This window comes from Pseudomonas sp. GW823-FHT01D03 (assembly GCF_058798255.1).
This window is the reverse complement of sequence record NZ_JBXAKK010000001.1, coordinates 3,364,546-3,376,081: the sequence shown is the minus strand read 5'-3', so window position 1 is coordinate 3,376,081 and position 11,536 is coordinate 3,364,546. Positions and strand designations below refer to the sequence as shown.

The following is an 11,536-nucleotide window of genomic DNA, read 5'->3' as shown; positions in this document are numbered from 1 at the left end:
ATCGCGAGCAGGCTCACTCCTACATTGAAATGAATTCACACCGACCATGACCGAGTATTGAAGATGACCGACACCCCGCATTTCCCGCTCTCCGCCGTGGTCGGCGCCGATGACCTGAAACTCGCCCTGTGCCTCACCGCCATCGACCCGAAAATCGGTGGCGTGTTGATCGAAGGCCCACGCGGCATGGCCAAATCTACCCTGGCCCGTGGCTTGGCCGATCTGCTCGCCAGCGGTCAGTTCGTCACGCTGCCGCTGGGCGCCACCGAAGAACGTCTGGTCGGCACCCTCGATCTCGACGCGGCACTGAGTGAAGGGCGGGCGCAGTTTTCTCCCGGTGTTTTGGCCAAGGCCGACGGCGGTGTGCTCTACGTCGATGAAGTGAACCTGCTGCCCGATCATCTGGTGGACCTGCTGCTCGATGTGGCAGCCAGCGGCACCAACCTGATCGAGCGCGACGGCATCTCCCATCGGCATTCGGCGCGATTTGTCTTGATTGGCACGATGAACCCGGAAGAGGGCGAACTGCGTCCGCAACTGCTTGACCGGTTCGGTCTGAACGTCGCCCTCAGCGGCAACACCGCGCCATCCGAGCGCGGGCAGATCATCCGCCGCCGACTGGATTTCGACAGCGGTCCCCAGGCGTTCTGCGCGCAGTGGGAAGCACAGCAACAGGCGCTGCGCGAACGCTGCGAGCAGGCGCGCATCCTGTTAGCGAGCATTGCGCTGGATGACGACGCGTTGGCGAGCATCACCGAGCGTTGCTTTGCGGCGGGTGTCGATGGCTTGCGTGCCGATCTGGTCTGGCTGCGTGCGGCCCGTGCGCACGCGGCATGGCGCGGCGCGGCAGCGATTGCCGAGCAGGATATCGACGCGGTCGCGGAATTCGCCCTGCGTCATCGCCGTAGAGAGTCCTCTTCTTCCAGTCCGCAGCCACCCGCGCAGAATTCGGCCAATACGCAAGCCGACTCAAGCGAGGGCCAGGGGCAGTGGGGTGATATGCCCGCCCCGGCACTGGCCACCGGTGCCCGTCGCGAAGTTCCGAGCTGGCCAAAAAAGTAACCGGCATTCGTCCCCGATCCGACGCGGGGGCGAATGCCAGACCCCGCGCCGGACGTCTCGACCACGGACGCCAGGGCCAGCGCCACGCTGTGCGCAGCGGTCTGGTGAACTGGCCGGGCACGCTGCTCAACGGTCGGCCGCAGACTCGCGAAGATCTGCAGTTCCAGTTGCGCACTCGTACTCCCCATGAATTGTGGCTGGTGATCGTCGATGCCTCGGCTTCGACGCGTCGGCATCAGGCGCTGAGCGATGCCAAGGGCTTGCTCGCGCAATTGTTCGATGATGCTTATCGGCAACGGGCGCGACTGGCCCTGCTGACCGCCAGCGGCAGCGCGCCGAAATGGCAGGTGCAGGGGTTGAAGGCGTCGAGTGGCTTGCGCACCTGGCTGGAGGCACTAGGGGCGGGCGGTGGAACGCCGCTAGTGGCAGCTTTGACGCAGGCACAGCAATGGCTGACCCAACGACAAAAGCGCTTCCCGGCCGAGCAGCAGCGCGTGCTGGTGGTGACGGATGGGCGTTTGAAAGCCTTGCCGTCGATACCGCCGCTGGAGTGTCCGGGATTGTTGATCGACATTGAGCGCGGGCCGATCCGCCTGGCACGGGCGCGGGAATTAGCGACGGCGCTGAATGCGGAATATCGGCATATCGATGATGTGTGAAGTCTGAGCGGGCCTCTTCGCGAGCAGTCTCGCTCTCACAAGGAATGTGAACGCTGCTTTACCTGTGGGAGCGGGCTTGCTCGCGAAGAGGTCACCTCGGTTCAAACGGATATCATCCAAACTTGCAGCGCTGCTCTATGCTCCACCCCAGCCCAATCACAAGGAGTGAACCATGCGGGTATTGGTCGCCAATCCTCAGGACGATTTCCGCGTCAAAGCCTACGCCGGCACCAATGGCGTGCTGCTGGCCATGGATCTGGCTGAGCCGCGGCGTAAAGGCTTGCTCGGGTTTGCCATCGAAAAGCAGCAGGGCGACAAACCGTGGTTGTTTCTGTTCAACAGCCTGACGTTTCCCGGCAAGGCACACACGTTCCTCCAGTATCACGCCACGCCCAGCGATAAAGCGCCGCTGCAGAAATTTCGCTGGGCCGATTACGCGGTCAATCCGGGCACGACGATGCACTATCGCGTGCATCTGGCCTACGGCACGGCAGACGCGCCACAACTTGGCGAATCACTGGAGCTGAGCATCACCAGTGACGACGGTCATCCGGCCAACCAGAGCGTGATCTTCAACCGTGCCGTGGCCGCCAGTCAGGCCTTCCAGCGCAAATTTCCCGACCTCGACGCGCAGATCAGCGCCAACAAAAATCTGCCCATCGAAGCCTGGCCCGACGCGGCGCGCCTGTGGCTGGAGAACGGACTGCTGGAGCGATTGCTGGGTTTTATCGAACGTGCGGTGGACGCGCAGTGGGCGCTGGACATTGCGATCTACGAGTATCAGTTGCAGGCGATTGTCGATGCAGTGAACGCTGCGTTCGCCCGTGGGGTTCAGGTGCGCGTGCTGTATCACGCCCAGCCTGATGACCCTGGCACAACCTTCAACGAAGCGAACCTTGCCAGGTTGCCTGAGGCGAACAAACGTGGCCGGGTCACTCACAATATTTTCCACAACAAATTCATCGTCCTCAGCCGTGTCGATGGCGCGGGTCAGCGTCAACCGCAGGCCGTGCTGTGCGGCAGCACCAATTTCACCGCCAATGGTGTTTATCGCCAGGCCAATGTGGTGCATACGCTCGACGATGAGACGATTGCCACGCGGTATTTGCAAACGTTCGAAGAGGTTTGGGCCAATCCCGCCGACGTCGGAGCGACGCGCAACTGGATCACCGAGCACAATCCGATGGACTCCGCGCAGCCGCTGTTCGCCGGGTTCTCGCCACGTCGCGGCGGGGCTGATTTGCGCGAGTTCGTCGAGATCATCGAGGCGGCGAAAAAGGACGTGTTGTTCGTCACCGCGTTCAGCCTGCCGGATGCGATTCTCAACGCGCTGCTCGGCAAACCGCATGACGACATCCTGCGTTACGGTCTGCAAAACACCGCGAGCCGTATAACCGGATTTCACGCCGATCGCTCCGCCGAATTCGCCGCTACGGCATTGCTGAACACCGGTCTGGAAGGTTGGCTCAAGGAAAACATGAAAGGCCAGAAGGGTAACCTGCTGGTGCACACCAAAGCGGTGGTCAGCGATTTCACCAGCGATACCCCGACGATTATCAGTGGTAGCCACAACTTCAGCACCTCGGCCAGTAACGGCAATGACGAGAACTTCCTGATCATTCGTGGCGACACCGATCTGGCTGATCGTTATGGCCTGGAATTGTTGCGGTTCTACGAGCATTACCGCTTTCGCTATTTTGCAAAGAAGCTTGAATTGAAACAGGTGAGTCCGTTGGCGGTGGATGACAGCTGGACTTATGATTATTACGTAGAGGGGGATCTGCGGCAGTTGTCGCGCTTGCGTTTTGCCGGGCGATGATGTGGTGTGTTTGATGACCCCTTCGCGAGCAAGCCCGCTCCCACATTGGACCTTCTTTGAAGTCAGAACCTGCGTCCGACGAATAGCCCCTGTGGGAGCGGGCTTGCTCGCGAAAGGGCCTGCAGGAAAATCACATTTCTTGTGCTCTTACAGATTTTGAAATGATTTGCCGCTGTAGAAAATGTGCCTTGAGCCTGTACGCTCCAAGGCCATTTTTCATTCAGGATTTGCATGAACACCCTCTTGGAGCCTCCCAGTCGTACCTTCTCCACGCGCCATGGCGCGGTCTTGACGCACTCGCAGCATCCGGTTTTCCGACACCCGTCTATCGTTGACAACGCGGCTTCAGAGCCTTCGCGTTGCACTTTGCCGTGCCCGGCAGCCTGAATTCACTGAAGAGAGATCGAGACATTTTATGGAATGGTTAGCGGATCCCACGGCCTGGTTAGGCTTGTTGACTCTGATCGTGCTGGAACTGGTGCTGGGTATCGACAACCTGGTGTTCATCGCGATCCTGGCGGACAAACTGCCGCCGCATCAGCGCGACCGTGCGCGAATCATCGGCCTGTCGCTGGCGTTGATCATGCGCCTGGGCCTGTTGGCGAGTATTTCCTGGCTGGTCACTCTTACGCAGCCATTGTTCGAGGTATTCGACAAGAGCTTCTCCGGCCGTGACCTGATCATGCTGTTCGGTGGTGTGTTCCTGTTGTTCAAGGCCACCATGGAGCTGCACGAACGACTCGAAGGCCACGTCGGCCAGCGCTCGACCAACGCCGCTTACGCGCTGTTCTGGCCGATCGTGGCGCAGATCGTGGTGCTCGACGCGGTGTTCTCGCTGGACGCGGTAATCACCGCCGTCGGCATGGTTGATGAACTGGCGGTGATGATGATCGCGGTGATCATTTCCATCGGTCTGATGATCGTCGCCAGCAAGCCGCTCACCCGCTTCGTCAATGCGCACCCGACGGTGATCATGCTATGTCTGGGCTTCCTGATGATGATCGGTTTCGCCCTGACGGCCGAAGGCCTGGGTTTCCACATCCCGAAAGGCTATCTGTATGCGGCGATTGGTTTCTCGATTCTGATCGAGGTGTTCAACCAGATCGCCCGGGCCCGACGCAAACGTTCGATGCAAGGCCTGCGCCCCATACGTGAGCGCACGGCCCATGCGGTGATGCGTTTGCTGGGCGGGCGCAGGCTGGAGGCGGAGGAGGTCGGCGAGGAAATCTCTGACCTGCTGGATGACGGCGAAGCCCCGAGTGCGGAGCTGTTCGACCGCCGCGAGCGAGTGATGATCAGTGGCGTGCTGCAACTGGCCGAGCGGCCGATTCGTAATCTGATGACCGTACGCGCGGACGTCGACACCATCGATCTGGCCGACGACGCCGAAACGATTCGCACAAAATTGATGCACTCGTCGTATTCGCGTCTGCCGCTGATTCGCAACGGCGCGGTGGATGAACCGTTGGGCTTCGTGCACAAGAAAGAGTTGCTCAAGGAGTACCTGGCCGGTACCGAGCCGAATCTGGAGCACCTGGCGCGCAAGACCATCAACCTGCTCGACAGCTATTCGATCCTCAATGCGCTGGAGCAAATGCGAGCGGCGTCGACTCACATCGCCTTCGTGGTCAACGAATTCGGTGACTTCGTCGGCGTGTTGACCATGACCGACATCCTCGAATCGATTGCCGGCGAACTGCCCGATGCCAGCGAAATCGAAGGCCCGGACGTGATCGAGGAGCAGGGCGGTTTTGTCGTCAGCGGCGCATTGAACCTGACGCGTGTTCGCCAGCGCACCGGGTTCGGCGCCGAACCGACCGAGGACTATCAGACCTTGGCCGGACTGGTGATGAGCCTGCTGGATCGCTTGCCGATGAAGGGCGACCGGCTGCAGTACGAAGGCTGGCAAATGACCGTCAAAGCCGTTGAGGAACGACGAGTGACGCGGGTGTTGCTGGTGCGCGATTCTGCGTAAGGCAGCAGCCTTGCGCTGACGGTGCCGACCCCTGCGCGGGCAAGCCCGCTCCCACAGTGCACGCGTCGTACACGAAATGTGTGAACAACGTTGCCCCCTGTGGGAGCGGACTTGCCCGCGAAAGCGATGCGTCATACGCCGCAACGATTACGGGAAATGCACTGCCTCAAATCACCCGCCGATGCGCACGCGTGATTGTGCAGAGCCTGCTCAATGTGCGGCGCAACCACGGCAGGTCATGCCGTGATTTCTGCTGCACCACCGGCGCCCTGGTCCTGCCAATATGCCGGGCAAAATCCGCCGCCAGTGTTTCCTCTGTGCCGATGCCCTTGAGTTTTTTCACCAGCCTGCCGTTCTTGTAGAACAGCACCGTCGGCGTGCCGGTAACCAGCGGATGGCGCGGCGACTCACGGGTGTTAAGCATGTAGATATTGGCGCGATGACGGTACGGCTCGGCAATCTGACGAAAAATCGGCCCTGCCCATTCGCAGGCGGGGCAGTGTTCATTGGCGAAATACAGGATCACCGGGCGCCAGGTTTTCAGGGCTTTGCGGTAAACCGGGGCCAGATTGGAAATGGTATTGGCAGTGCTCATTGAGAACTCCTTTTCAACGACCTCGAAAGTTCGATGACGTTAAAGAAGGGTGAAGAACAGGTCTACTGTCAGAAATTACAGGTGGCCTGTGGATTCGCGAGATTTTTCCCACTTTTATGAAGGACCAGCCCGACAAGAAGCCCGGAAATGTGGAATGTCGGGACGTGATACCTTTTTTCACTCAATAAAAGAGAAGGCGGTAATAAGCGATAGGCGTCGAAGCCGTCTTGGAGTGCTATTTTAAGCACCATTAACAGCACTCCAAGGAGCACCATCATGACTCACGTAGTCCTTTCTAATATCGTTGCGAGTATTTCTGAATTGAAAAGAAACCCCATGGGTACCGTGGCCGCCGGTGGCGGCCAATCTGTTGCAATCCTCAATCGAAATGAGCCAGCGTTTTATTGTGTTCCCGCGAAGGAGTATGAGGCGATGATGAATCGTCTTGAGGATCTGGAACTGATCGCACTATGCAAGGAGCGAGAAAACGATCCCACCATCAAGGTCTCTATAGATGACCTATGAGCTGGAGTTTTCCGAGAAAGCCTGGAAGGAATGGAAAAAGCTCGATTCAGCACTTCAGAATCAGTTCAAGAAAAAGCTCTCTACACGTCTGGTCAATCCTCACGTTCCTGCCGATCGACTCCGAGGGTTGGGAAACGCATACAAAATCAAGCTTCGCAGTGCTGGATACAGGCTGGTCTATCGCGTAAAGAACGAGGTTTTGGTAGTTACCGTGATTGCGGTAGGGAGAAGAGAGCGGGGAGAGGTCTACGACAAAGCCGCTTGCCGATAGATATGGAGAGCTGGCCCCTTCAATCGCTAACCACTGCACCGAAGTAGCCCTTCGTGCTCCATCTGGGAACCTGCTACTCGATATTTGTAGCCTAAGGTAGCGCAGCCCATCAGTTCCCGCACCTGACTCCTTTTTCGCATTTCCTGCATCCCGTTGATTCCAAAAACATTTAACCCCGATACAGATTCCCTGTGATTCCTGTGGCACACTTTCTGCTGTCTATTCCGTAGTAACAAACCGTGTTCCGGTATAGCGGAATAAACATCATCCTGGAGTGCTTGCCATGCATCGCCGTCCTTCGTTGTTCAAAGCGTGTGTTTTTGTTCTTGCGGCTTCGTCCGCTGTGATGGGCATGGCCCAGGCAGCCGATAGCAAGCTCGACAGTGTTCTGGCCCGGGGCAAGCTGATTGTCGGCACCGGCAGCACCAATGCGCCGTGGCACTTTCAGGGTGCGGACGGCAAGTTGCAGGGCTTTGATATCGACATCGCCAGGATGGTGGCCAAAGGGCTGTTCAATGACCCGAGCAAAGTCGAGTTCGTCGTGCAGTCGTCCGACGCGCGAATTCCCAATCTGCTGACCGACAAGGTCGACATGAGTTGCCAGTTCATCACCGTTACCGCCAGTCGTGCGCAGCAAGTGGCGTTCACCCTGCCGTACTACCGCGAAGGCGTCGGCCTGCTGCTGCCGGCCAACAGCAAGTACAAGGAAATCGAAGACCTTCAGGACGGCGGCGACGGCGTCACCGTGGCCGTGCTGCAAAACGTCTACGCCGAAGAACTGGTGCATCAGGCGCTGCCCAAGGCCAAGGTCGATCAGTACGACAGCGTCGACCTGATGTATCAGGCGGTGAACTCCGGTCGCGCAGATGCCGCTGCCACTGATCAGTCGTCGGTCAAATACCTGATAATGCAGAACCCTGGCCGCTACCGCAGCCCGACCTACGCCTGGAGCCCACAGACCTACGCCTGCGCAGTCAAACGCGGCGATCAGGACTGGCTGAACTTCGTCAACACCGCCCTGCATGAAGCCATGACTGGCGTTGAGTTCCCGACTTACGCGGCATCCTTCAAGCAATGGTTCGGTGTCGACCTGCCGTCGCCGGCGATCGGTTTCCCTGTCGAATTCAAATGATCCCGTGAGAGTGGGGCGCCTGCACGCGCCCCGCTCAAGGTACTGCTGACCATGAACTATCAGTTGAACTTTGCTGCCGTGTGGCGCGATTTCGACACCTTGCTGGCGGGGCTCGGTCTGGGCCTTGAACTGGCGCTGGTGTCGATCGCCATCGGCTGCGTGATCGGCCTGCTGATGGCGTTTGCCTTGCTCTCGAAGCATCGCGCCTTGCGGGTGCTGGCCTCGGTGTACGTCACGGTGGTGCGTAACACGCCGATTCTGGTGTTGATTCTGTTGATCTACTTTGCGTTGCCGAGCCTGGGGATCCGGCTGGACAAGATCCCGTCGTTCATCATCACGCTGTCGCTGTATGCCGGTGCCTATCTGACCGAAGTGTTCCGTGGCGGCTTGCTGAGCATCCCCAAAGGCCAGCGCGAAGCGGGGCTGGCGATCGGACTCGGTGAGTGGCAGGTCAAGGCCTACGTCACCGTGCCGGTGATGCTGCGCAACGTGTTGCCGGCGCTGTCGAACAACTTCATCTCGCTGTTCAAGGACACCTCGCTGGCCGCCGCGATTGCGGTGCCGGAGCTGACCTATTACGCGCGCAAGATCAACGTCGAGAGCTACCGGGTGATCGAAACCTGGCTGGTGACCACGGCGTTGTATGTCGCGGCCTGTTACCTCATTGCCATGCTGCTGCGTTACCTCGAGCAGCGTCTGGCGATCCGCCGATAGGAGGCTGCGATGTACGAATCTCCCAGTTGGTTGCATGAATTGTGGGTGGCACGCGAGACGTTGCTGCAAGGCTTCCTGACCAGTGTGCAGGTGTCGGCATTGGCGATTCTGTTCGGCACGCTGCTCGGGGTTGTCGCCGGTCTGGTGCTGACTTACGGCAAGTTCTGGATGCGCGCGCCGTTCCGCTTTTATGTCGACATTATTCGCGGCACGCCGGTGTTTGTATTGGTGCTGGCCTGCTTCTACATGGCGCCGGCGCTGGGCTGGCAGATCAGCGCGTTTCAGGCCGGTGCGCTGGGCCTGACGCTGTTCTGCGGCTCGCACGTTGCCGAGATCGTGCGCGGCGCCTTGCAGGCATTGCCACGCGGGCAGATGGAAGCGAGCAAGGCGATTGGCCTGACGTTTTATCAGTCTCTCGGTTATGTGCTGCTACCCCAGGCGTTACGGCAGATCCTGCCGACCTGGGTCAACTCGTCCACCGAAATCGTCAAGGCTTCGACCTTGCTCTCGGTGATCGGCGTTGCCGAATTGCTGCTCAGCACCCAACAGATCATCGCCCGGACCTTCATGACTCTGGAGTTCTACCTGTTCGCCGGTTTTCTGTTCTTCGTCATCAACTACGGCATCGAATTACTCGGCCGGCATATTGAAAAGCGGGTGGCCCTGCCATGACTCAAGCTCAAGTTTCCAACGTTCAGAACGCTCAGCCGCTGCTGGACATCCGTGGCCTGCACAAGCAGTACGGCGCAGTCGAAGTGCTCAAGGGAGTCGACTTGAGCATGCAGCGCGGCAACGTCGTGACGCTGATCGGCTCCAGCGGTTCGGGCAAGACCACCTTGCTGCGCTGCGTGAACATGCTCGAAGAGTTTCAGGGCGGGCAGATCCTGCTCGACGGCGAGTCCATCGGCTATGACGAGGTCGGCGGTAAACGTGTGCGTCACGCCGAAAAAGTCATCGCCCGTCATCGCGCGATGACCGGCATGGCCTTCCAGCAATTCAACCTGTTTCCGCACCTGACAGCCTTGCAGAACGTCACCCTCGGTCTGCTCAAGGTTAAGAAAATGCACAAGGACCAAGCCGTGGTGCTGGCCGAAAAATGGCTGGAGCGGGTCGGCCTGCTGGAGCGGCGCAATCACTTTCCCGGGCAGTTGTCCGGTGGTCAGCAACAGCGTGTGGCGATTGCCCGGGCGATTGCGATGAACCCCAGCCTGATGCTGTTCGACGAAGTCACCTCGGCCCTCGATCCGGAGCTGGTCGGTGAAGTGTTGAACGTGATCAAGGGCCTGGCCGAAGACGGCATGACCATGTTGCTGGTGACCCACGAAATGCGTTTCGCCTTCGAAGTTTCGGACAAGATCGTGTTCATGAATCAGGGGCGAATCGAAGAGCAGGGGCCGCCCAAGGAACTGTTCGAACGCCCGCAATCGCCGCGACTGGCCGAGTTTCTCAAGAGCACGCGGTTCTAATTTTTGCTTTGTAATCAGGAGAAGTACCCATGAGCATTACTCGATACGGCACCGGCAGCACCGCCGCTGGTGGCCAGCCACGTCCCTTCGCGCGCGCCGTTGAAGCGGATGGCTGGCTGCACGTGTCCGGCCAGGTGCCGGCGGTGGATGGCGAGATCATCGTTGGCGGCATCGTCGAGCAGACCCACCAGACCATGAAGAACCTGATCGCGATTCTCGAAGAGGCCGGTTATGGCCTGGAGGACGTGGTGCGCGCCGGCGTCTGGCTGGATGATCCACGGGATTTCAGCAGTTTCAACAAGGTTTTCGGGGAGTACTTCAAACCGGAACACGCCCCGGCACGGGCCTGTGTGCAGGCGAGCATGATGGTTGATTGCAAGGTCGAGATCGATTGCATCGCGTACAAGAAAAAGGCCTGATTGACGCCGGCTCTTGTAGGAGCTGCCGAAGGCTGCGATCTTTTGGCAATTTTGGATGCGCCACAAAGGCAAGATCAAAAGATCGCAGCCTGCGGCAGCTCCTACAGAGGCATTTTGAGTGAGTACTGACATGACCGAAGACACCATCAAACGCCGGGCCCGTGGTCTGGACCGGGCGTTCGATATCCTCGATTTCCTCAAGGAGATCGGCCAGCCGCTGCGTCCGAACGACATCGCCAACGGTATTGGCAGCCCGAAATCCACGGTCTACGAACTGGTGGCGTCGCTGCTGGAACGAAGGATTCTGGAGCCGGTGGGCAAGGACGGTCACGTCTATCTCGGTCGCCAGTTGTATTTCCTCGGGCAGGCGCACTTGCGCCATTTCGACCTCAGTCGCGAGGCCGATCACGCCTTGCAGGAAATCGTCAGCCAGACCCGGGAAACCGCGCAGATGTGCTTGCTCAACGGGCGCAAATACACGGTGGCGCTGATGAAGGAGGGCGAGCGGCATTTCCGCATTTCGTCCGACATCGGCGAAAACGCGCCGATCCCGTGGACCGCGTCCGGACGCCTGTTGCTGGCGCATTTGAGCGACCAGCAGATCATCGACCTGATCGACGAGGACGACTACATCCTGCCCGATGGCGAGCGCCTGCCGCTGGAACGCTTTCTGGCGGAGATCCGCCAGGCCGGCATCGACGGATTCTTCTCGTTCGACAGCGTGGCCGACACCTTCACCCATTGCTTCGCCGCGCCGGTCAAAGATCCCAGTGGCGTGGCCATCTGCACCCTGTGCATCGTCGCCCCACGGGCCGATGCGAAAAACAATTACGACGACTATCGCCGGGTGCTGATCGAGAGCGCCAACAGCCTCGCCCGGCGCATCAACGAATAACCGC

Annotated in this window: 13 protein-coding genes; 12 read left to right on the top strand and 1 reads right to left on the bottom strand. The window is 59.3% G+C overall.

The features are described 5' to 3' along the window. The first annotated feature begins 63 nt into the window (after window positions 1–63). From AC1RBR_RS14635 to AC1RBR_RS14620, 4 genes are all read left to right on the top strand, one after another. Window positions 64–1,062, top strand: coding sequence for a magnesium chelatase ATPase subunit I (locus AC1RBR_RS14635; RefSeq protein WP_492565160.1), 999 nt, complete (start codon window positions 64–66; stop codon window positions 1,060–1,062). Between the two features lie 104 nt (window positions 1,063–1,166). After that, window positions 1,167–1,721, top strand: coding sequence for a vWA domain-containing protein (locus AC1RBR_RS14630; protein WP_460352400.1), 555 nt, complete (start codon window positions 1,167–1,169; stop codon window positions 1,719–1,721). 172 nt (window positions 1,722–1,893) lie between these two features. Continuing rightward, window positions 1,894–3,540 (top strand): phospholipase D-like domain-containing protein, encoded by a 1,647-nt coding sequence (locus tag AC1RBR_RS14625; protein ID WP_492565158.1) that lies wholly within the window; start codon window positions 1,894–1,896, stop codon window positions 3,538–3,540. Between the two features lie 415 nt (window positions 3,541–3,955). Beyond that, complete coding sequence (locus tag AC1RBR_RS14620) at window positions 3,956–5,515, top strand: TerC family protein (RefSeq protein WP_492565156.1); 1,560 nt, start codon at window positions 3,956–3,958, stop codon at window positions 5,513–5,515. A 166-nt stretch (window positions 5,516–5,681) separates the two neighbouring features. Here AC1RBR_RS14620 and AC1RBR_RS14615 read toward each other — a convergent pair whose 3' ends face one another. Next, window positions 5,682–6,110, bottom strand: coding sequence for a thioredoxin family protein (locus tag AC1RBR_RS14615; RefSeq protein WP_492565154.1), 429 nt, complete (start codon window positions 6,108–6,110; stop codon window positions 5,682–5,684). Between the two features lie 276 nt (window positions 6,111–6,386). On the opposite strand from AC1RBR_RS14615, the gene AC1RBR_RS14610 reads away from it, so the two are divergent. The 8 genes from AC1RBR_RS14610 to AC1RBR_RS14575 all read left to right on the top strand — a co-directional run bounded on the left by AC1RBR_RS14610 (window position 6,387) and on the right by AC1RBR_RS14575 (window position 11,532). After that, window positions 6,387–6,635: a type II toxin-antitoxin system Phd/YefM family antitoxin gene (locus AC1RBR_RS14610; protein WP_003225462.1), complete on the top strand. Its 249-nt coding sequence runs from the start codon at window positions 6,387–6,389 to the stop codon at window positions 6,633–6,635. After that, complete coding sequence (locus AC1RBR_RS14605; protein WP_166495892.1) at window positions 6,625–6,906, top strand: type II toxin-antitoxin system RelE family toxin; 282 nt, start codon at window positions 6,625–6,627, stop codon at window positions 6,904–6,906. The genes AC1RBR_RS14610 and AC1RBR_RS14605 overlap by 11 nt, the downstream gene beginning before the upstream one ends. A gap of 283 nt (window positions 6,907–7,189) precedes the next feature. Further along, window positions 7,190–8,038, top strand: a complete 849-nt coding sequence (locus AC1RBR_RS14600) for a transporter substrate-binding protein (RefSeq protein WP_492565152.1) — start codon at window positions 7,190–7,192, stop codon at window positions 8,036–8,038. A 51-nt stretch (window positions 8,039–8,089) separates the two neighbouring features. Next, entirely contained in the window at window positions 8,090–8,752 is a 663-nt protein-coding gene (locus AC1RBR_RS14595; RefSeq protein ID WP_003225455.1) for an amino acid ABC transporter permease, read from the top strand. Between the two features lie 9 nt (window positions 8,753–8,761). Continuing rightward, on the top strand, window positions 8,762–9,424 hold the full coding sequence (locus AC1RBR_RS14590) for an amino acid ABC transporter permease (RefSeq protein WP_222014693.1): 663 nt from the start codon (window positions 8,762–8,764) through the stop codon (window positions 9,422–9,424). Further along, complete coding sequence (locus tag AC1RBR_RS14585; protein WP_097087296.1) at window positions 9,421–10,218, top strand: amino acid ABC transporter ATP-binding protein; 798 nt, start codon at window positions 9,421–9,423, stop codon at window positions 10,216–10,218. Before AC1RBR_RS14590 ends, AC1RBR_RS14585 begins: the two co-directional genes overlap by 4 nt. Window positions 10,219–10,247: 29 nt before the next feature. Further along, a complete protein-coding gene (locus AC1RBR_RS14580; protein WP_007912330.1) occupies window positions 10,248–10,637 on the top strand; it encodes a RidA family protein in 390 nt (129 codons plus the stop codon). A 130-nt stretch (window positions 10,638–10,767) separates the two neighbouring features. After that, window positions 10,768–11,532, top strand: coding sequence for an IclR family transcriptional regulator (locus tag AC1RBR_RS14575; RefSeq protein ID WP_027612656.1), 765 nt, complete (start codon window positions 10,768–10,770; stop codon window positions 11,530–11,532). Window positions 11,533–11,536 lie beyond the last annotated feature (4 nt).